The organism is Shewanella morhuae (genome assembly GCF_900156405.1).
In the GTDB taxonomy this organism is placed as follows: Bacteria; Pseudomonadota; Gammaproteobacteria; order Enterobacterales; family Shewanellaceae; genus Shewanella; species Shewanella morhuae.
Map to the genome: position 1 here is coordinate 90,673 of NZ_FTNN01000006.1, position 20,043 is coordinate 110,715.

Sequence of the window (20,043 nt, forward strand, 5' to 3'; positions counted from 1 at the left end):
TCGTAACTTAAATCACTGGCAGTATTTAACTTCCCCCACTAATCGTAAGTAACTGTCGCAGCGCAATAAAAAAGAGCACAAAAAACGAGTAAACGAGTAAACGAGTAAACGATTGAGCGTGTGAGTGATTCATTTTGGTCACATCGACATAAAATCCGATTATTAACAGTCGCTTGGGAGTGAGTATGGTATTTAAATATGAGTGCTAGGCCGACGAGCGCTAGCGGATATTAACGCGATAGTGTGAAATCTTGTGTATCCCCGAATAAGCCAGAGATTAAAAAGAATCCTGTTTTGCTGGCTCAGATAAAGTCGTGTTTGCACTTGGCTCTATAGTGGGCACATTTTTTAATAAGGGGGCATTGGTTTTCGTTTGCTTTGGTTTAACCGGAGCGATTGGGAAGTTCGGTACGATTGAAGCTTTCGGAATGACAATCTGCGCTTCTAATGATGATGACGAATGTGACGATGTATTATTCAGCATTTGATCCCAAACCATCTTAGGATACGGGTCCACTGCATCATGTTCTTCAATCGCTAACGCCTCTGATATCGCAGATGAACTCGGTGTTTTTGGTTTAACCACAGCGCTTGCCTTATGGATCTCGCTAGTCAGCTCCTTTACGTAAGAATACCGAGTCCAGTCACCAAAATACGTAGCGCCCACCAACACAGTGGCGCACAGCAAGATAGAAATCATCGAAGATTTAGTCATGGCACGCTTCCCTCAAACAATCGTTACACACTCCCTATTACAGAGATTAAAATGTGGGCGATACTATTGATATCATCGCAACGCCAATCACACAATTGTGTACGACGATTCCTTTTACGTAATGAGTGGAAATAATGCTTTGCACAAATTAAAACGCCAATCCCTCACATTGAATATCGTGCGAAATACCGCTCACAGGATCAATAAACCGTAAACGTTGCGCCATTAACTTCAATGGTGCTGCAAAGTTATCAGGCCCCCTATCGAGTAAGTTTGGATAAAAGCGGTCATTTAATAGTGGCATAGCTAAACTTTGCATATGCACCCGCAGTTGGTGGGTTTTACCTGTGATAGGGCTTAAATGAAATAAACCAAGATCGCCCTTTATCGCTACCAGACTGATTTCAGAGTGGGTGTTTGCCTCACCTGTCACGATTTTCATGGTAAAGCTAGGCTCACTTGGCTGCATACGGTTTTTGATTGTCCAATGCAGCGGTAAAGTTAAACTACCATCTTGATATTGTTTAATAATATCAGGGGTGACCTTTGCAATCGCTTGATAATCTTTACGTATAGCACCATCGATAAAAAGTTGATGATAACGGGCACGGGTTTCAGGACAAACGGTCATTAAGATCACACCTGCGGTTTCACGGTCGAGTCGATGAGCGGGTCCAATCGTGTCTATGCCGGTTCGCAATCTCAACCTATGCACCAGACATTCGTTCACATAGTTACCACTTGGGGTAACGGGTAAAAAGTGCGGTTTATAAGCCAAAATAATATTGTCATCTTGAAACAGGATCTGTTCCACAAAGGGGATTTTTGTCTCAACAGGGACTTCACGATAATAATACACCCGCGCAACGGGGCGATATTGGGTGTCCAATGCAATCAAGCTACCATCGCGCCAGTGCACTTTCCCGTCCAAAATGCGTTGGCGCCATACCTCTTCACCTATGCGGGAAAAGTGCTGTACGAGGAAGGCAAACACTGTGGTTTTATCAGTGATATCCACAGGGAGCACAATGTGAGATGGTTGGGCGGCGCGAGCTGATGCGGTCATATCATTAAAAATAGCGGCTACTGACTGTTAGTCACTATTCTACCTTTTATAGGGTTTTTCAGTCCACATGGGACTTAATAAGCTGCAGTACAAAGTCCAAGGTTTTATGACAATCAGGTTGATTAACCAGCACGAGTTTGTCTTTGTTATACATAGGTAAGACTTCAAGCCAACGCTGGCTGACCCAAGCCGCATCTTTTAAATACACTTGGGAGTACAGCTCAAATAAATCGGGGTTCACCTGATAAAACTGCTCTAATGCAGCACTGATCAGCTCAAACTCCCCCTTAATCGGCTCTTGTTGCCAGTTACGGCAGGGTAATGTTCGTGCTATCCATAATTTATCTTTGGCCTGCACAGCCGAGAGAATACTAATACGTTGGCGGCCCTCAAGCACAAGACTCAGTGAGCCATCTTCAAGCTGATCAAAATCAATAATGTCGCACTGCGTGGCGGTGGGGTAACAGGGTGGACTGCCACGGGAGCGCATGGCCGCAAATGCCAACGCATATTTTCCCTTAAAGACATCGGCCACCATCCGCAAATGACCGGGGTCGGCAATACGCACCTCCACCCGCCCCTGTGGCAACAACAAACCATCGCGCATCAGTAACGCCATTTCTCGTGTTTGCATTGCAACCTCCTGCGCCTTAAATAGAAGGAAACGAACCTCAACACATTCGCACTCCCTATTAGCTTAGAAGTGTAGCAGCTGAAATAATTTCCTTCCTAAAGCCACCAAGCACAACCCGTAAACGAACAGGCCGATACAAACTCAGTCCAACTAACCCAGCCGCGAGTCGCTCCATTATATTGCCCCTAACAGTAACCTCGACAAGGCATGCACTCAAGGCAACTGATGGCTCGTCAATGCTGTGAGCAGCACCATTACATACGCCGCGCCGCATCACGCGGTTTAATATGATCCTTATCCTCCCGACTTGATTTTAAAGGCGATTAATAACGCTGGGCTCTTAGTTAGCACATATCCGTCTAAATGTAACAATTGTTACAGTGTTAACCTTATCGACCTTAAAGTTTTACTTTGTGTTAAATAAGTACTCATGAGTTAACGCTCTGAGATAAACACGTTATTGAGAGGTTTTTATGCGCGTAGCTATTATCGCATTAGCAGTGTCAGCCACACTGTCTATTCCTGCAGTCCAAGCCGAAGAACCCCAAGCGGCCTTCGAGAAAATTGAAGTGATTGGATCGCGTATTGCCCTGCGCACCGCAACCGACAGTGTTGCGCCAGTAGATATCATTACCGCTGAACAACTTGAATCCACAGGGATGACGGAAACCGCCAAAGCATTACAATTTGCGGCGCCAAGCTATAGTTTTCCATTTTCCTCGGTTACCGATGGATCAGATGCGGTGCGCCCAGCAAGTTTACGCGGTCTGTCACCAGACCATACCTTAGTGCTAGTCAATGGCAAACGTCGTCACGGTTCAGCACTTGTGCATTTAAGTGGCACTGTAGGCAAAGGCTCATCTAACGTCGACTTAAACGCCATTCCGATGACTGCAATTAAGCGCATCGAGATTTTACGCGACGGTGCCTCAGCGCAATACGGCTCGGATGCAATTGCGGGCGTGATTAACGTGGTGCTCAAAGACAGCGATCAAGGCGGTAGCGTATCAGCCCAAGCGGGACAGACTTATATGGGAGATGGTGAGCAATGGCGTGTCGGCGTGAACCACGGCATCAGTTTAAGTGATGATGGTTTTGTCAATGTAGCCCTAGAAGCACACCACAAAAACAGCACCAATCGCGCCGGATTAGACCCACGCCAGCAGTATGCTAAACAACCTGACGGTTCAGATGATCCCCGCGAAGCCACATTTAATCGTAAAAGCCACCAAGTGGGTGATGCCGAATATGACAACCTAGGCTTGTTTATCAATGCGGCACAACCTCTTGCCGGTGACAGTAAACTCTATGCATTTGGTGGTATTAGCCAGCGCGAAACGAAGTCTGGCGCCTTCTATCGCCGCTCACTTGATGACCGTAATTTAACCGAAATATATCCTGATGGTTTTTTACCAGAAATCAACCCTAAAATTATCGACTCTTCCTTAGTTGTGGGTTATGAAACTAACCTCGGCGAGTGGAATATCGACACCTCTGCAGGTTATGGCGCTAACTCGTTTAAATACAATATTGTTAATAGCTTGAATGCCTCTTTAGGCCCAGATAGCCAAACCGAGTTTGATGCGGGCACCCTATCCACCAGCGAGACCAATCTCAATATTGATGCTTCACGCTACTTTGCCTTCGTTAATGATTCAGAGATTCTGTTTGCGACAGGTGTTTCATGGCGCCAAAATGGCTATGAAATTGAAGCAGGTGAGGAAAACTCTTATATCAATGGTGGTTACGATAATCGCGCAGGAGGTAGCCAAGGTTTCACGGGTTTTACTCCAGAATCAGAAGTCGATGAAACCCGTGATAACACGGGCGTTTATGCGGAGCTAGAAAACCAGTTAACGGATAAGTTTTACTGGGCAGCAGCACTGCGTTACGAAAACTATTCGGACTTTGGTGGCAACACCAGCTGGAAATTAGCAGGCCGTTACGATTTTACCGACAACTTAGCCCTGCGCGGAACAGTTAATACCGGCTTTAGAGCCCCGAGCGTGCAACAGTTGTACTTCAGTAATATCTCGACGCTGTTTAACCCAGATCCTGTTACGGGTCAGCTAGAGCCAGTTGAATCAGGCACTTTCAATACCCTGTCACCCGTCACTAAGGCACTGGGAATTAATAAATTAGATCCTGAGTTATCTCAGTCCTTTAGCTTAGGCTTGGTGTATACCAATGACACAGGGTTAGCAGCAACTTTAGATGCGTATCAGATCTCCATTGATGATCGCATTATTCTGTCAAGCTCTGTTACCGCCGATGATTCACCCGCCGTTGCTGCTGCGCTAGCAGGAACCAATGCGGAGTCGGCACGCTTCTTTATCAATGCGGTCGATACCCGTACCCGTGGAGTTGATCTTGTCGTAAGCCAAGATTTTGATATCGGTTCTTGGGGTAACTTACGAGCAAACTTAGCCTATGCCTACAATAAAACTGAAATCCAAGATATTCATTTCCCACAAATTTTAGATGATTTAGGCCCAGAACTGTTTGATTCTATCGAACAAACTCGTATGACCTCGGCAACACCTAATAACACGGGCAACTTAGGCTTGACCCATGAGTTAGGTGACTTTAAAACCAATATTCGTCTGAGTTATTTTGGCGATTACACTGTGGGTTATTCAACGGGTGATGTGAACTATAGCGACCAGTGGGTGATGGATCTGTCTGTCAGATATGCTGCGACTGACGCGCTAAGTTTCACCGCCGGAGTACAAAACTTATTTGATGTTTATCCAGAAAAACGTCCTGATGACAACAACTACAATGGTATCTTCGTATACCCATTAACTAACACGCCATTTGGCTTTAATGGGGGTTACTACTTCTTAGAAGCTAAATACACTTACTAAGCTATTTTACCTAAGATAGTGATACTTGATGCAATAGCAGGCCATTATGTGGCCTGCTTTTTTATGTCTTAATAGCAGTAATCTGATTATAATCCTTACCATGCACTCCTTTCACTTTTGCCATATCGAGTAATCCATGATTGTTGATACCTTAGCTAACCGTCATATTTATCAGTCTTTAAGTCCTCGCCTTGCTACTGCGTTAGCCCATTTAGCAACAACCGACTTTAGTCAGTTACCCGTGGGTAATTACCCCCTCGATGGCGATAATATTTTTGTCATCGTTAATGACTATCAAACTGAACCTAAATCGACAAAACCCTTTGAAGTTCATCAAAAATATATCGATGTTCAATATGTTGTTAGCGGTGAAGAAGAGTTTGGTTACTTACCTTTAGCAGATCAAACCCCTTCAAAAGCTTATTTTGAGAAACACGATTACGCTGAGTTTGATTACCAGAGCAACAAAGCCGACGCCTCTTTTGTGCAACTTAAAGCGGGTATGTTTGCACTATTTTTTCCCGGTGACATACATATGCCCGGTGCTGGTGATGTTGCCACCGCAGTTCGCAAAGTTGTGATAAAAGTAAAAATCTAAGTCTTGAGCCGTATTTAAGCAAAATATTGTTAGCACAATAGCGACTTAAATGCGCAGTGATATGCGCTTTGGCTATTTCCGAATCGCGCTAAATATTGCTAAAATTGTCACAAATTTAAAGGAGAGTCCCTGAAATGCCCATTTACGTTGTCGGTCACAAGATCCCCGATTCTGATTCAATCTGCGGTGCTATCGCATTAGCCTATTTAAAAAACCAAATCGGTGAAGAAGCCATTGCCGCACGTTTAGGCGAATTGTCACCTGAAACCGCCTTTATTCTGCAACGTTTCGGTTTTGAAGCACCAGAATACAAAACCAGCTATGCGGGCGAGCAAGTGTATATTGTTGACCATTCAGAGCTAACTCAAGCACCGGATGATATTGCCAAAGCCACTATCGTTGGTATTGTCGATCATCACAAGCTAGGCGATCTGACCACTGACACGCCGCTAGAATGCTGGATCCGTCCAGTAGGCTGTAGCAACACCATTATTAAAATGATGTACGATTTTTACCAAGTCGCAATCCCTAAAAATATTGCGGGTATCATGATGTGCGCCATTCTGAGCGATACCGTGATTTTCAAGTCACCCACTTGCACCACAGCTGATATTCGCTGCGTTGAAGCGTTAGCTGAAATCGCGGGCATTGAAGATTTTAAAGAGTTGGGCATGGAAATGTTCAAAGTGAAATCTGCTGTTCAAGGTACGCCTGCACGCGATTTAGTAATGCGTGACTTTAAAGACTTCAACATGAACGGCCACTTAGTTGGCATCGGCCAATTAGAAGTCATTGATCTATCAGTATTTGATGATATCAAAGCCGAGTTAGAAGCCGATATCAAAGCGTTAAAAGTTGAAGGCAATCGCCACAGCGTATTATTGCTACTGACAGACATTATGAAAGAAGGCTCTGAGCTATTAATCGTATCCGATGATAGTGACCTAACCCAACGTGCCTACGGTAAACCCACCGTCGATGGCAAAGTGTGGTTAGACGGCGTATTAAGCCGTAAAAAACAAGTTGTACCGCAACTACAAGCCGCATTTGCTTGATCGCGCTAATCTAAGCACAAATAAAAAAGCCGAACTCAGTTCGGCTTTTTTATAAATGCTATTACTTGCATATCGTATCCACTGAGCTATTTAGTGCTTAGCGAGTCAGCTCAAGTAGGAATGAAACTTTATTCACGGGGCTACCCAGACGTTAAGTTTCACAGGTATGATGAGCCATTATTCTGCGAATCTTTTAGAGACTATTCAGAGGTTATGCCCGAAGCACTGCAACACATCATCACTGAACTCACACCTTGGCTGCAGGAATATGGCTATTTTTTGCTGTTTGTCGCCATCGCGGTAGAAGGGTTTGGTATTCCCGCCCCAGGACAATCGTTATTAATTGTCGCCAGTTTATTAGCGGCCACAGGACAAATGTCATTACCATTGGTACTGATCGTTGCCGCGTGCGGCGCACTCAGTGGTAATAGTTTGGGCTATTTTATCGGTTGGCGCTTTGGCGATGTGTTACTCAAAAAAGGCTGGATAAAACCGCAACTTGAAGACAAAATTCACAGCGTTATTAGTCAATATGGTATTGCGGCGTTAGTGTTGAGCCGATTTGTTGAGGGTTTAAAACAATTCATGTTTATCGGCTGCGGCCTCGCTAAAATGCCGCTTAAGCAATTTATTATTGGCAATAGTCTTGCCACCAGCATTTGGGTAACATTATTTGGCTTGGGCCCAGTATTAATCCGCGATCAAATAGCACCTATATTGGCGTTTTATCATCAACATAAATACCCCGCATGGGCCATTATTAGCTTATTACTCGCTGCATTACTGGTCTTTATTTGGCGTAAATGGCAGCTCAAAAGCGACAGTAAATAACAACTTACTGATTATTGCGCCTCATTGTTGATCATCTCGATGATTTTATGAGCTTTTACAAAATGATCTAATTGATGAGTATGGATCCACCACGTTGCAGCCTCCATCAACAATGCTGGGTTATCATTTTTATTGGCAAAAAACGCGTAAAATGAAACACCGACATTATCGCCTTTGGCTGCAATTTTTTTATGACACACCTCAATAATTTTTGCTCTCAATGTCGCCCGCATATTTTCTCGTAGCCTTAATCGAATAATGGATGTTGCTCATACCTCATCAGCACACAAGCTATAACACAGCGAACAACAGCGTGAAACCATATCACCTTTATATAACGGTCGATTTGAAAAATTAACCTCAAAAACTCAAGCGCAAATCATAGCGTTAACCGCAGATGAGGCAGAACAATGTCCCCTCACTCCGTTTCAAGCTTAGATTTAGATTGACCTTCTACAGCCTCATTTGGCTTAGATTCTGGTTCAAGTTCCAATTCTGGAGCGACTAATGCCTTTGGAGCGACTTCAATTACTCGCGGTTGAGTTGGCGGCTCTGTTGATGAGTTTTGTTCTGGCGTTGGTTCTACTGTTTGCTCAGGCAAGGGCTCGACAATCACTACGGGCTCGGCCGGCACAGCCTTTTCAGCTTCACTACTGTTATTTTCAGACTCTGGCGCTAAAGCACCTAAATCTTGGTTAGCGGGAGTTTCAACAGCATGTTTGGGGAGCTGATTTCGATACAAATCGATCATGCTCATCACCTCTGATAAGGCTTTAGCATGCGCGGGGGTCAGAATACCATTGTGCCCAGAGACAATTTCATCCGATACTGCCAGTACCCACACTGCTTGCATATTCGCGTCAGGACAGGTTTGTACGGTACGACGAGCTTGCAAGCGAGCACGAATTTTCCAGCCTGAATGTGGTAGCGTCATCATACAGCCAGGAATTTTATCGTGCGCCATCAAAGCTGAAGGCATTTTCATCGGAGTATTACAGTTGCCGCCAGAGCATCTATCGATATCATGGGTAATGGCCCAAGAATTACCGACCGCCCGCTCACCATCTTTAATATAATTAAAGGCTTCTTTTACCGCAAAATCACCCTTGGACTGCAACACCACCATACTGGGCTTTTGCCTGTCGAGGCTGACCAAGGTATCTAATGGCTGATAATCTTTAGCGGGCACGGCAGGGTTTAACAGTAAAAATAAATTAGGATTATCCTGCTGATGATCAATCGCAGCTTTAATGCGATTTTTACTGGCATGTAATACTACCGAGCCGCCCAAACTATGACCTATTACGGTATAACGCAGCAATTTATGTTGTGTTACTAAGCTGTCGAGTTTATCTAATAGCTGAGATAACCCTTCTTGGCCTATGCGTTTAGCAACACGCTTGCGCTGTAAAATAGTGGGAAAGTCTAAGGGTTCAATCCAGCTCGTCGCATCTTCGGAGCCATCAAGCCAAAAAGGATCGTATTTGTCGCCACGCCAACCAATATATAAGCCTAGTAAGTTACGTTGGACATCAGACTCTGCCATCTGCTGATAAAATTGCTCAAAAGCGATAAAGTTTTCATCCTGTGGATGCGCGCTATGGTGCCAGCCATGCACGAAAATTAGTAACTCAGGAGGCGTGCCATTATTAGGCTGTAAAATACGCGCATCTAAACCTTGCCATTGCCTTTCGTCATGGGCTTGGCCTTGATCATTAAACTCAATAACATGAAAGTTTTGCTTAGCGATATCAGGGCCAGGAATGTGATAAGCCTGATCTGGGATAAAAGGAAGTAAAACACAAAGCGATAACAACATTAAAAACAGTAGTTTGTACTGAGTAAATTTTTTCAGGCTCATTTATAACAACATAATTAACGGCCAGACTAGGCCAATATAGACGTGCTGAAAGGAACTAACAGCAAAAGTGCCGAAATTATACGCTAAGCGTGTTCTCCCAGCTAGTAACGAATTAACCGTTGATGACAAACGTTAGAGCCACAACCAAACATAACTTAAACGGCTGTAGAGTTTGCTTTAGCACGATAAATTTTGATTAAATGATAGATATTAATACCAGCAACAAATGCATTCATTCCCGCAACTGGCCAAGCCGAAATAAATACACCGTAAATAACAAACAAAGTACAACCCACAAAATTGAGCCATCGCAACCAAATAATATTTTTCATTGTCAGAGAAATAGCCACCATGATGGAAGCAAAATAACCAATAATTTCAACCGTGTTGATATCTTCCACTCATGCCCCCCGCAGGCTATTATCATCCATAAATATAATGATGTATCCACTTACCTAAGGCAAATGAAGTTAATACACTGTTGAATATACGGCCAAAATACCTCTCAAGATAGCCATAATGAGTCGTTACTGAATCACAGAGAGTAAGTCTTAGCCAGCCGCCAACGGTTTACCGTCGACGTATTAATAATCAAGTGGCAACAATACCGTGATTGATAACACTTTTCTTTTTAATAATCCCTTTTATACTGGCGTAAACTCGCTAAACTGTACGCAACGCGGATCAATAGGAGTGTAAATATGGAATACAACACCTCAGAACTATGTGACATGTACTTAGATGTCGTAGATGTAGTCGAGCCCATGTTCAGTAACTACGGTGGTTGTAGCTCTTTTGGCGGCTCTATCAGCACCATCAAGTGCTTTGAAGACAACGGCCTTATCGTCGATGTCTTACAAGAAGACGGCCAAGGTAAAGTCTTACTCATTGACGGTGGTGGTTCATTACGCCGTGCGCTGATCGATGGTGCTATTGCAGAGCTTGCGGTCAGAAACAACTGGGAAGGCATTATCGTTTACGGTTCTGTGCGCGATGTCGATGCATTGGAAGAATTAGATATCGGCATTCAAGCCGTTGCTTCAATTCCAGTCGGTGCTGATGGTAATTCAGTAGGTGAAGTCGAAATTCCGGTCAACTTTGGCGGCGTGACTTTCTTACCTGGCGATCATATCTATGCAGATAACACAGGTGTAATTTTATCACCTGAACCTCTGGACATTGAGTAATCTCACTGCCTAGCCAAGAAAGCCAGCTAAGCTGGCTTTTTTATTCACTATTTTTAGCATTTCCCATTGAATCCCCGCCCTACACTGCGCCACAATAGCTTGACTCCGGCCGAATAAGAATACTCATCTATGCCTGAATTAATTCCCTTTACCCACACCGATATAGCCTCACTCGTCAGCGTAAGAAATGGCGAAACTAAGTTAGGCCAATGCGTCCATTTGGCTAATCACGAACATCCTTTAGAGACGATTCTCGTAACGGCAAGAGCACACGGTGCACGCTTTGCCATTATTGGCGTTAGCGAAGATATTGGCCCACGTGCCAATTTAGGCCGCAGCGGCGCGACCGATGCTTTTACTGCCAGCATGCGCCAATGGCTTAATCTACAATCTAATCGCTTCTTATCTGGTACTGAATGCCTAGTATTAGGCCAAGTGAATACTGCCGATTTACAGCAACAAACCACAAGTAACACAGCAGATAAGACTGTCGTCACCTTAGGTGAATTACGCGATGCGGTTGAGCAATTAGACGAGCGCGTTATTCGCATCGTCAGTGCTATTTTAACAGCAGGTTTAGAGCCCATACTCATCGGCGGTGGCCACAACAATGCCTATGGCTTATTAATGGCGACTTACAGCCATTATCAGCGCCAAGTGGCAGCGGTAAATCTCGATCCCCACTCTGATTTTAGGCTGCTCGAAGGTCGTCACAGCGGCAATGGTTTTAGTTACGCAGCCGATCGCGACGCCTTAGGTTATTACCATGTGCTGGGTTTACACGAATTAAAAAACAGTGAAACGAATCTAAGTCAACTCACAGAATTTGGTGGTACTTGGCATAGTTTGCAGCAAATTTGGATTCGCCGCGAACTCAGCCTTAGCGAGGCTTTAGTTGATATCGCCGCCAAACTGAATGATACAGGTTTGCCCGTTGGGTTAGAGCTGGACGTCGATGCAATTGCTAAAATGCCCAGTAGCGCCTCAACCATAGCCGGTGTGCCCTTGCTCGATGCCGCGCATTATGTCAGTTATATTGCCCGTCATTGCCCTTGCGCTTATTTGCATTTAGCTGAAGCTGCACCAAGTTGCCACGAGGCAGGTATTGAAGCTGGATTAAGAGACGTAGGCCAGAGTTTAAGCGAGCTTATCTACGCCTATATACAAGCGCGCACAGCATTTTTAACACAGTAATCTACTACTTAGCATCCAACAAGACGCTAAGCTATTCACCAAATCCTGATATTGTGGTCTAATGCCAGTCCATTTATGTGGTCTATGAGCACTTCATCTAAAGCCTGATGGAGTCTGCCTTAAGCTAAGGTATTGAAGTTAGTTTATTAGCTCGATCACAGAGTGATAGATCAAAGATTCAGCAAATGCAGGCGATGGCTTACACTCGCAGCTAATACATTGCAAAACAAATAGGAACACATTGATGTCTGAGGGCGAATCTAAAAGTACCCACTTTGGTTACAAAACCGTAGAGGCTGATAAAAAAGCCGAACTCGTTGCCGGCGTGTTTCATTCTGTTGCCGCGAAATACGACATAATGAATGATGTGATGTCATTCGGCATTCACCGCTACTGGAAGCGCTACACCATTGAAGTGTCTGGCGCCCGCCCTGGCATGAAAGTGCTCGACTTAGCTGGCGGCACAGGCGACTTAACCGCAAAATTCTCTCACTTAGTGGGTGATAAAGGTGAAGTGGTTTTAGCCGATATTAACGATTCTATGTTGAAAGTCGGCCGCACTAAGCTGCGTGACAAGGGCATAGTGAACAATGTCAGTTATGTACAAGCAAACGCTGAAGCGCTGCCGTTTCCCGATAATCACTTCGACATCATTACCATCGCTTTTGGTTTACGTAACGTAACCGATAAAGATGCCGCGCTACGTTCAATGAACCGCGTCCTTAAGCCAGGCGGCAAACTATTAGTGCTAGAGTTTTCTAAGCCTCAGCATGAAATCATGCGTAAAGTGTATGATTTATATAGCTTCAAAGTTTTACCTAAGATGGGTGAGTTCATCACTAAAGATGCCGACAGCTACGAATATCTAGCTGAATCTATTCGCATGCATCCAGACCAAGACACGCTGAAGCAAATGATGGTAGATGCAGGCTTTGAGCAATGCGATTACACCAACATGACTGACGGTATTGTTGCATTACACCGTGGCTATAAATTCTAATGATGCCGCAAGAAGTGGTACTGCTCATTTGCGCCGCTATTGAAACGGGCCTGAAAAAAATTCAGGCTCAAGCCGGTGACGACTATTCGCGCCAGCGCCAACTGCATGGCAAAGTGTTTCGCATCCAATTGTCGCAGCTCAGCTGGCCAATCTATTTGATTTTTGCCAAAGAAATCCAAGTATTGAGCCGCTATGAAGGTGACGTTGATGTCAGTCTACACGCCGATGTAACTACGCTTTATCGCGTGAGTGAAGGCGCAAACCTCACCGAATTGATTAAACAAGATAAGCTCAAACTTGAGGGCGACCTCAATTTATTACAAAGCTTTAGCCATTATCTACGCGGTATTGAGTTTGACTTTGCCGAACCAATATCCCGCTATTTAGGTGATGGACCCACGCATAAGCTCATCAGTTCAGGGCGGCAAGCCAAAAACTTCGCGCTTGAGGTGTTATGTAAAACACGCTCGCATTTAGGGCAACTCGCAGTCGAAGAGTATCGCCTCGCGCCACATCGGATTGAGTTAATTCATTTTCGCGATCAAATGGATGATTTAGTTGCCGATACCCGCGCGATTGAACAACGGATAGCCCAATTAAGAGATCAAATTAAGCCATGACCTTTGCCAGTGTCCGCCGCGGCTACCACGTCATCAAGACCTTACTTCAATACGGATTAGATGACGTATTGCCGCCAAAGATGACACCTTGGTACTTTAAACTCGCCCGCAATAGCCTGTTTTGGATCCGCAATAAACATAAACAAAAACCTGGTGGCGAACGCTTAAAGCTGGCGATGCAAGAACTTGGTCCTGTGTATATTAAACTCGGGCAAATGTTGTCGACTCGCCGCGATTTACTAAGCGATGAATGGGCCAGTGAATTGGCCATGCTACAGGACAAAGTCCCACCATTTGATGGTGCTCTAGCACGCCAAGCGATTGAGGCAGAACTAAAAGCGCCAATTGAATCACTCTTCGATGACTTTAATGAAACGCCACTGGCCTCAGCCTCTATTTCTCAGGTGCATACCGCAACCTTAAGATCAAACGGCAAAGATATTGTTCTAAAAGTATTGCGCCCCAATGTGGAAGATAAAATCAAAGCGGATCTGCAGTTAATGTCGCAAACCGCCAAGTTGATTGAATGTCTCCTCGGTGAAGGTAACCGCCTACGTCCAGCTGAAGTGATTGAAGATTATCGCGTGACAATTTTAGGTGAACTCAACCTTAAACTCGAAGCCTTAAACGCCATAAAGCTGCGCAATAACTTCCTCGGCTCAGATGCGCTCTATGTACCTTATGTGTATGAGGAGTTCTGTTACCCGCGCCTAATGGTTATGGAGCGTATTTACGGTATTCCTGTGTCTGATATCGCGGCATTAACCGCGCAAGGCACCAATTTCAAGCTATTAGCTGAGCGCGGTGTTGAGCTATTTTTCACCCAAGTGTTTCGCGATAACTTTTTCCATGCTGACATGCATCCAGGCAATATCTTTATTTCCCGTGACCATCCAGAAAACCCCTATTACATCGGGTTAGACTGCGGCATTATGGGCACGCTCAGCGATGTCGACAAACGCTATCTAGCTGAGAATTTCCTCGCCTTCTTTAATCGCGATTATCACCGAATCGCCCAACTCTATATTGAATCTGGTTGGGTATCAGAAAAAACTGACCTGCAAGCCTTTGAACAAGCGGTAAAAGTGGTATGTGAACCTATGTTTAACAAACCGCTGGACGAAATCTCCTTTGGCCATGTGCTACTCGAACTATTTCGCACCGCGCGTCACTTCGATATTGTGGTGCAACCACAGTTGGTACTGCTGGAAAAAACTTTACTTTATATTGAAGGTTTAGGCCGTCAGTTATATCCACAGCTGGATTTATGGCAAACGGCTAAACCGTTTTTAGAGCAGTGGATGGCCGAGCAGGTCGGTCCTAAGGCGATGTTTAAAAAGGTATCCACCAAACTGCCATATTGGGCTGATAAACTGCCAGAATTTCCTGAACTGATTTACGATAATCTTAAGTTAGGTAGGAAATTGCTGAGCTCTCAGCAACAAATGCTAGATAAATATTTGAAATATCAACAGCAGGCACATAAGAGTAATTACTTGCTTATCACTTCTGCTATTTTATTGATCTGCGGCACGTTATTGATCAATAGAGACGCTACACTATGGACCCCTTATATATGTCTCATCTCAGGCGTTATATTATGGTTTGTCGGATGGCGATCTAGGCCAAAGAATCGCAAATTTTAGCTAGCACTAATAAATCAGAGGTTCATAATAGAACCGATATCAATTAAGAGGATACCTTTATGGGTGGTATTAGTATTTGGCAACTTCTTATCGTTGCGTTAATCGTTGTATTGTTGTTCGGAACAAAAAAATTACGCTCGTTGGGCGGTGATTTAGGTGGTGCGGTAAAAGGCTTTAAAAACGCCATGTCTTCTGAAGAAGATAAAAAGGCATTAGAAGACACCGAAGCAGCTAAAACAGCAGAAACGACTCAACAGGCGACTGAAAAGAAACCTGAGTCTAACAAAGAACAGGCGTAACTCTTTATGTTTGACGGTATCGGCTTTATGGAGCTGCTGCTGATCGGTGTTTTGGGGCTAGTGGTGCTTGGCCCCGAACGTTTACCGGTTGCGGTGCGTTCAATAACCAGTTGGATCCGTGCGATGAAACGCATGGCTAACTCAGTAAAAGAAGAACTTGAGCAAGAGCTGAAGATCGAGCAATTACATGCGGATCTTAAAAAAGCCGAAAGCAAAGGGTTATCAAATCTTTCACCTGAGCTTAAAGAATCCATTGAGCAACTAAAGCAAGCGGCGCAATCGGTGAATCGTCCTTATCAGGTTCAGGAACCGTCGAAAGACACACCAGCTCCAGAGAATCAAATTCATAGCCCAGTTGAAACGACTCAAGCTCATTCAAACCCAGTTGTAGAGGCGAGTCCAACATCAGTATCTTCCGCAGCTTCAAGTGAGTCTTCTCAGGGCGCGGATACCGGTTCTAACCCGAAAGCCAACGGATAATAAATGTCGCCACAGCAGCCACTCATCAGCCATTTGCTTGAACTTAGGTCCAAGCTGCTTAAATCGATTACCAGTGTCTTATTAGTATTTATTTGTAGCGTTTATTGGGCAAATGACATCTATCACTACATGGCAATACCGTTAATGCAGTCTTTACCTACTGGTGGCAGCATGATTGCGACAGACGTCGCCGCGCCTTTCTTCGCCCCGTTTAAATTGACCTTAGTATTATCTTTTTTCGTCGCTGTGCCTTATGTCTTATTCCAAATATGGTCTTTTGTTGCGCCAGGTTTGTATAAACATGAAAAGCGATTAGTCATGCCGCTGCTCTTTAGCAGTACCTTATTGTTTTACTTAGGGATTGCGTTCGCTTATTACATTGTATTCCCAGTCGTTTTTGGCTTTTTCGCCAATACAGCGCCCGAAGGAGTGCAAGTTGCCACTGACATCAGCAGTTATCTTGATTTTATATTGAAGCTTTTCTTTGCTTTTGGCCTATCCTTTGAAATCCCCATCGCCGTTGTTTTACTCTGCTGGGCTGGAGTGACGACACCTGAAGATCTCAAACAAAAACGCCCCTATATTGTGGTAGGCGCCTTCGTTGTGGGTATGTTATTAACCCCACCGGATGTTATCTCTCAGACTATGCTTGCTGTGCCGATGCTGTTATTGTTCGAAGGCGGTTTATTAGCAGCTCGTTTCTACAGTAAACCTGATGATCAGTCTGACGACGAAGCTGACAAAACGAACAGCTAGCGTTTTAACTGTACGTTAGAAAAATATAATAATAAGGAAGACCCTCATGCGCTTAACTTTTATTACAGTGGCAATAATGCTGGTATCAGCTCAAGCAAATGCCAGTATTGAACAGCAATTATCACAATGTGCCGATACAGCAGATAAACTAGAACGCTTGATTTGCTTCGATAAATTAGCCGCGAGTGTGCAAGAGAGCGCCCTTACGAGCCCGAGTATTCAAGAAGCACCAGCTGCAGTCGCAACAGTCGCGGCAACTACTGCTGTAGTCACCACGATTCCAAAAGTATCTGCTACTGATAACTTTGGTATGGAAGCCAAGCGTATTAATGAAAATACAGTAGATAAAATTTATTTAGAAGTTCAATCCCGTGTAGAAGATGCCTATGGTGCGATTGAAGTGACGTTTACCAATGGCCAAGTTTGGAAACAAACCGACAGCCGTAAGTTTACCTTAAAGCCTGGCGACACCGTCTATATTGAAAAAGCCGCTTTAGGCTCTTTCTTGCTAGGTACAGATGATCGCAATGCCAAGGCCCGAGTGAAACGTCTAAAATAATGCCCTCATACATAGATGTCGCAGTCAATTTACTTGGTAGTGCACTCGAAGCAGATATAGCGTTAATTATACAAGCGGCGGCGGACCAAGGTGTTTCGCCGTTAATTGTTATTGGCAGCGATTTAGCCGAGAGTGCCGCTGCGATTACCGTTTGCCAACAGTACCCTCGTCAACTTTATTGCACTGCCGGTGTACACCCTCATCACGCCAGTGGTTGGAATGCTGAGTCAAGCATACAGCAAGCGGAGCTTTGCCAAGCAGCCCAAGTCGTTGCCGTTGGCGAATGCGGTTTAGACTACAATCGTGATTTCTCACCTCGGTCGATTCAACGCCAAGCTTTTATTGCCCAGCTCGAGTTAGCGATTAATTTGCAAATGCCAGTGTTGATGCACGAACGTGATGCCCATGAAGACTTTATCGCTATCTTGCGCGAATATCGCCCGCAGCTAACGGGCGCATTATTACATTGCTTCACTGGCACTCATGAGCAAATGGAAGCCTATATAGACCTCGATTTACACTTAGGTATTACCGGTTGGGTTTGTGATGAAAGACGCGGCCAAGCATTAGCAGAGCTGGTGCCCTACATTCCACAGGATCGTATTTTAATTGAGACCGATAGCCCGTATTTGCTTCCCCGTAGCATGCGGCCGAAGCCTAAGTCGAGTAAAAATAAGCCAGAGTATCTTCCTTACATCGCTAACTATATCGCTAACTTACGCGGTGAAAATGCCGATGAATTTTCTGAGCGTTGCTACCAAAATAGCTTAGCGTTTTTTAAGTTGGACCAGATCCATGCTTAGAAATTGTTTCTCATTAATATTCTTGCTGTGGCTATGGATAGGCTCATCGCCTGCAAGCGCAATCTTACTCAGCATTGATGAGTCGACAACAACCCCTTTGAATCTGACGCCTTGGTTAATGGTGGCACATCCAGTATCGGCGAATAATTTGGCTGACATACAAGCCTTACCCAAAAATAACTGGCATAGCTTTACCAATGCAGATATTCAAAAACTCAGCGGTCACGATTTTTGGCTCAATTTTAGCTTAACTAGCCCAGACAAAATAATTTCACATATTTTAGCGTTAGATAACCCCTTGTTGGATAAGATCACTATTTACCATTTAGTCGATAACAGTCTCATCAACACTACTATTATGGGTGATGTTTTCCCCTATAGTGAACGTCCATTCTTAAGTAATATTTTTCTGTATCCTTTTAAGATTACTATGGATGAGACGCACACCTTCTATCTACACATTCAAACAGAAGGCAATGCGGCAGTACCGTTAAACCTATGGTCATCAAACGACTTAGCAAAAATAGCCGAATCTACAGCTGTCGAGCACGGTTTTCAACTCGGCATATTGGCTGCAATTGGTGTTTTCAGTCTTTTTATTGCTTTTGCATCAGGTTCATTTAGTTACAGTTACTACTCAGGTTACGTGCTCAGCATGACCTTACTGGTCGCGACGATTAATGGTTTTGCCTTCCGCCATCTCTGGCCAGACTGGCCTGTATTGCAGCAAATTATGGTGCCATTTTTACTGCCTGTTGTGATGGCATTCGCACTCATGTTCACAGAAAAAATACTGCAACTTAAATATTTAAACCGTCGTATGTTAGTTATTTGTCGTTATAGCGCTGTATATATCTTATGCGTCGGATTAGCCTCGCCTTTTATGCACTATGGTAATGCGTTGTATATTGAGATTATTTCAGTTGCTGTGCTCAGCCTAGTTCTTATGATCTTTGCCATTATTCAAGCCATCAATGGCCATAAACTCGCGCGTATGTACACCATTGGCTGGATGAGCATGCTGACAGGCACCTGCATCAGTAGCTTGTTATATTTGAATGTGATTGAATTAAATGTTAAGCCACAGACCCCAGTAATGCTGGGTCTTACCTTTGAAATCATCTTCATGTCACTGGTGCTCGCCATTCGTTATAACGATGAACGAAAATCTAAAATACGTATTCAGCAAGAAGCATTAAAGCAAGCTCAGAAAATTCGAAGTGCACGGGAAGAAGCCTTAAAAGCCGAAGCAGAAAGTAATGAGAAACTTGAACAAATGGTGCAGGAGCGGACTTTAGAACTAGAGATCACCCTCAGAGAGTTACACGACGTAAATCAAAAACTGACAGAGCAAAGCACCATTGATAGTCTCACTGGCGTTAAAAATCGTAGTGCCTTTGATAAACGTCTTATTGCAGAAAGCCGCATCAGTCGCCGCCAAGAAACACCTATCGCATTATTAATGCTCGACATTGATCGTTTTAAGTCCATCAATGACCAACATGGACATCTTGCGGGCGATCAGGCTTTACGCACTATCGCTCAAACCCTACAACAAAATTTAAAACGACCAACGGATTTCATATCACGTTTTGGTGGTGAAGAATTTGCTATTATTCTGCCAAATACAGCAGCAGAAGGTGCTATTCAAGTTGCTGAATCGATAAGAGAAGCCATTGCTGCAATTAGGTTTGAGTGGGAGGGGAAATTGATTCCCTTATCCATTAGCATCGGGGTCAGTGTTGATATCATTACCCATGAACAACACGGCACAGAATTGTTAGAACAAGCAGATAAAGCACTTTATCAGGCGAAAAATGGCGGGCGTAACCAAGTAAAATTGTACTCGCCAGCATCTAATTAGGAGTCAAA

The 20,043-nt window shown here is 44.2% G+C and carries 21 protein-coding genes; 15 read left to right on the plus strand and 6 right to left on the minus strand.

All coding sequences use genetic code 11. The features are described 5' to 3' along the window. Window positions 1-277: 277 nt before the first annotated feature. From BW947_RS09005 to BW947_RS09015, 3 genes are all read right to left on the minus strand, one after another. Window positions 278-715 (minus strand): hypothetical protein, encoded by a 438-nt coding sequence (locus tag BW947_RS09005; protein ID WP_076498686.1) that lies wholly within the window; start codon window positions 713-715, stop codon window positions 278-280. Window positions 716-863: 148 nt separating this feature from the next. After that, window positions 864-1,781: a pseudouridine synthase gene (locus BW947_RS09010; protein ID WP_076498688.1), complete on the minus strand. Its 918-nt coding sequence runs from the start codon at window positions 1,779-1,781 to the stop codon at window positions 864-866. A 58-nt stretch (window positions 1,782-1,839) separates the two neighbouring features. Then, complete coding sequence (locus BW947_RS09015; protein ID WP_076498690.1) at window positions 1,840-2,415, minus strand: LON peptidase substrate-binding domain-containing protein; 576 nt, start codon at window positions 2,413-2,415, stop codon at window positions 1,840-1,842. Window positions 2,416-2,888: 473 nt separating this feature from the next. Between BW947_RS09015 and BW947_RS09020 the strand changes: the two genes are divergently transcribed. From BW947_RS09020 to BW947_RS09035, 4 genes are all read left to right on the plus strand, one after another. Further along, window positions 2,889-5,282 (plus strand): TonB-dependent receptor plug domain-containing protein, encoded by a 2,394-nt coding sequence (locus BW947_RS09020; protein WP_076498692.1) that lies wholly within the window; start codon window positions 2,889-2,891, stop codon window positions 5,280-5,282. 136 nt (window positions 5,283-5,418) lie between these two features. After that, on the plus strand, window positions 5,419-5,880 hold the full coding sequence (locus tag BW947_RS09025) for a NanQ anomerase/TabA/YiaL family protein (protein ID WP_076498694.1): 462 nt from the start codon (window positions 5,419-5,421) through the stop codon (window positions 5,878-5,880). A gap of 134 nt (window positions 5,881-6,014) precedes the next feature. Further along, entirely contained in the window at window positions 6,015-6,935 is a 921-nt protein-coding gene (locus BW947_RS09030; protein WP_076498696.1) for a manganese-dependent inorganic pyrophosphatase, read from the plus strand. Window positions 6,936-7,148: 213 nt separating this feature from the next. After that, window positions 7,149-7,766, plus strand: a complete 618-nt coding sequence (locus tag BW947_RS09035; RefSeq protein WP_076498697.1) for a DedA family protein — start codon at window positions 7,149-7,151, stop codon at window positions 7,764-7,766. 11 nt (window positions 7,767-7,777) lie between these two features. On the opposite strand, the gene BW947_RS09040 is transcribed toward BW947_RS09035, so the two are convergent. The 3 genes from BW947_RS09040 to BW947_RS09050 all read right to left on the minus strand — a co-directional run bounded on the left by BW947_RS09040 (window position 7,778) and on the right by BW947_RS09050 (window position 10,028). Then, window positions 7,778-7,999, minus strand: a complete 222-nt coding sequence (locus tag BW947_RS09040) for a DUF6500 family protein (RefSeq protein ID WP_076498699.1) — start codon at window positions 7,997-7,999, stop codon at window positions 7,778-7,780. 185 nt (window positions 8,000-8,184) lie between these two features. After that, window positions 8,185-9,627, minus strand: a complete 1,443-nt coding sequence (locus BW947_RS09045) for a thioesterase (RefSeq protein WP_076498700.1) — start codon at window positions 9,625-9,627, stop codon at window positions 8,185-8,187. Between the two features lie 155 nt (window positions 9,628-9,782). Then, window positions 9,783-10,028 carry a YgjV family protein gene (locus BW947_RS09050; RefSeq protein WP_076498702.1) on the minus strand — a complete coding sequence of 82 codons (246 nt, stop codon included), beginning with the start codon at window positions 10,026-10,028 and terminating at the stop codon, window positions 9,783-9,785. A 300-nt stretch (window positions 10,029-10,328) separates the two neighbouring features. On the opposite strand from BW947_RS09050, the gene rraA reads away from it, so the two are divergent. The 11 genes from rraA (at window position 10,329) to BW947_RS09105 (ending at window position 20,035) form a co-directional block, all read left to right on the plus strand. Further along, window positions 10,329-10,814, plus strand: a complete 486-nt coding sequence (gene rraA, locus BW947_RS09055) for a ribonuclease E activity regulator RraA (protein ID WP_076498704.1) — start codon at window positions 10,329-10,331, stop codon at window positions 10,812-10,814. Window positions 10,815-10,943: 129 nt separating this feature from the next. Next, window positions 10,944-12,008, plus strand: a complete 1,065-nt coding sequence (locus BW947_RS09060) for a formimidoylglutamase (RefSeq protein WP_076498707.1) — start codon at window positions 10,944-10,946, stop codon at window positions 12,006-12,008. Window positions 12,009-12,252: 244 nt separating this feature from the next. After that, window positions 12,253-13,008, plus strand: coding sequence for a bifunctional demethylmenaquinone methyltransferase/2-methoxy-6-polyprenyl-1,4-benzoquinol methylase UbiE (gene ubiE / locus BW947_RS09065; protein ID WP_076498710.1), 756 nt, complete (start codon window positions 12,253-12,255; stop codon window positions 13,006-13,008). Continuing rightward, the gene (locus tag BW947_RS09070) at window positions 13,008-13,628 is read left to right on the plus strand and encodes a ubiquinone biosynthesis accessory factor UbiJ (RefSeq protein WP_076498712.1); all 621 of its coding nucleotides are present in this window, start codon (window positions 13,008-13,010) and stop codon (window positions 13,626-13,628) included. The genes ubiE and BW947_RS09070 overlap by 1 nt, the downstream gene beginning before the upstream one ends. Further along, window positions 13,625-15,274, plus strand: coding sequence for a ubiquinone biosynthesis regulatory protein kinase UbiB (gene ubiB, locus BW947_RS09075; protein ID WP_076498715.1), 1,650 nt, complete (start codon window positions 13,625-13,627; stop codon window positions 15,272-15,274). Before BW947_RS09070 ends, ubiB begins: the two co-directional genes overlap by 4 nt. A 59-nt stretch (window positions 15,275-15,333) precedes the next feature. After that, window positions 15,334-15,573: a Sec-independent protein translocase subunit TatA gene (gene tatA / locus BW947_RS09080; RefSeq protein WP_076498716.1), complete on the plus strand. Its 240-nt coding sequence runs from the start codon at window positions 15,334-15,336 to the stop codon at window positions 15,571-15,573. Window positions 15,574-15,579: 6 nt separating this feature from the next. Next, window positions 15,580-16,053, plus strand: a complete 474-nt coding sequence (gene tatB / locus BW947_RS09085) for a Sec-independent protein translocase protein TatB (RefSeq protein WP_076498718.1) — start codon at window positions 15,580-15,582, stop codon at window positions 16,051-16,053. A 3-nt stretch (window positions 16,054-16,056) separates the two neighbouring features. Beyond that, complete coding sequence (tatC, locus tag BW947_RS09090) at window positions 16,057-16,809, plus strand: twin-arginine translocase subunit TatC (RefSeq protein WP_076498720.1); 753 nt, start codon at window positions 16,057-16,059, stop codon at window positions 16,807-16,809. A 46-nt stretch (window positions 16,810-16,855) separates the two neighbouring features. Beyond that, on the plus strand, window positions 16,856-17,368 hold the full coding sequence (locus tag BW947_RS09095) for a hypothetical protein (protein WP_076498722.1): 513 nt from the start codon (window positions 16,856-16,858) through the stop codon (window positions 17,366-17,368). After that, complete coding sequence (locus tag BW947_RS09100) at window positions 17,368-18,171, plus strand: TatD family hydrolase (protein ID WP_076498724.1); 804 nt, start codon at window positions 17,368-17,370, stop codon at window positions 18,169-18,171. The genes BW947_RS09095 and BW947_RS09100 overlap by 1 nt, the downstream gene beginning before the upstream one ends. Beyond that, on the plus strand, window positions 18,164-20,035 hold the full coding sequence (locus tag BW947_RS09105; protein ID WP_076498726.1) for a sensor domain-containing diguanylate cyclase: 1,872 nt from the start codon (window positions 18,164-18,166) through the stop codon (window positions 20,033-20,035). Before BW947_RS09100 ends, BW947_RS09105 begins: the two co-directional genes overlap by 8 nt. Window positions 20,036-20,043: the final 8 nt, after the last annotated feature.

Bases quoted from the DNA above. Each gene is read 5' to 3' on its own strand.
- BW947_RS09005 (WP_076498686.1), bottom strand. From the start codon at position 715: ATGACTAAATCTTCGATGATTTCTATCTTGCTGTGCGCCACTGTGTTG.
- BW947_RS09010 (WP_076498688.1), bottom strand. From the start codon at position 1,781: ATGACCGCATCAGCTCGCGCCGCCCAACCATCTCACATTGTGCTCCCT.
- BW947_RS09015 (WP_076498690.1), bottom strand. From the start codon at position 2,415: ATGCAAACACGAGAAATGGCGTTACTGATGCGCGATGGTTTGTTGTTG.
- BW947_RS09020 (WP_076498692.1), top strand. From the start codon at position 2,889: ATGCGCGTAGCTATTATCGCATTAGCAGTGTCAGCCACACTGTCTATT.
- BW947_RS09025 (WP_076498694.1), top strand. From the start codon at position 5,419: ATGATTGTTGATACCTTAGCTAACCGTCATATTTATCAGTCTTTAAGT.
- BW947_RS09030 (WP_076498696.1), top strand. From the start codon at position 6,015: ATGCCCATTTACGTTGTCGGTCACAAGATCCCCGATTCTGATTCAATC.
- BW947_RS09035 (WP_076498697.1), top strand. From the start codon at position 7,149: ATGCCCGAAGCACTGCAACACATCATCACTGAACTCACACCTTGGCTG.
- BW947_RS09040 (WP_076498699.1), bottom strand. From the start codon at position 7,999: ATGCGGGCGACATTGAGAGCAAAAATTATTGAGGTGTGTCATAAAAAA.
- BW947_RS09045 (WP_076498700.1), bottom strand. From the start codon at position 9,627: ATGAGCCTGAAAAAATTTACTCAGTACAAACTACTGTTTTTAATGTTG.
- rraA (WP_076498704.1), top strand. From the start codon at position 10,329: ATGGAATACAACACCTCAGAACTATGTGACATGTACTTAGATGTCGTA.
- BW947_RS09060 (WP_076498707.1), top strand. From the start codon at position 10,944: ATGCCTGAATTAATTCCCTTTACCCACACCGATATAGCCTCACTCGTC.
- ubiE (WP_076498710.1), top strand. From the start codon at position 12,253: ATGTCTGAGGGCGAATCTAAAAGTACCCACTTTGGTTACAAAACCGTA.
- BW947_RS09070 (WP_076498712.1), top strand. From the start codon at position 13,008: ATGATGCCGCAAGAAGTGGTACTGCTCATTTGCGCCGCTATTGAAACG.
- ubiB (WP_076498715.1), top strand. From the start codon at position 13,625: ATGACCTTTGCCAGTGTCCGCCGCGGCTACCACGTCATCAAGACCTTA.
- tatA (WP_076498716.1), top strand. From the start codon at position 15,334: ATGGGTGGTATTAGTATTTGGCAACTTCTTATCGTTGCGTTAATCGTT.
- tatB (WP_076498718.1), top strand. From the start codon at position 15,580: ATGTTTGACGGTATCGGCTTTATGGAGCTGCTGCTGATCGGTGTTTTG.
- tatC (WP_076498720.1), top strand. From the start codon at position 16,057: ATGTCGCCACAGCAGCCACTCATCAGCCATTTGCTTGAACTTAGGTCC.
- BW947_RS09095 (WP_076498722.1), top strand. From the start codon at position 16,856: ATGCGCTTAACTTTTATTACAGTGGCAATAATGCTGGTATCAGCTCAA.
- BW947_RS09100 (WP_076498724.1), top strand. From the start codon at position 17,368: ATGCCCTCATACATAGATGTCGCAGTCAATTTACTTGGTAGTGCACTC.
- BW947_RS09105 (WP_076498726.1), top strand. From the start codon at position 18,164: ATGCTTAGAAATTGTTTCTCATTAATATTCTTGCTGTGGCTATGGATA.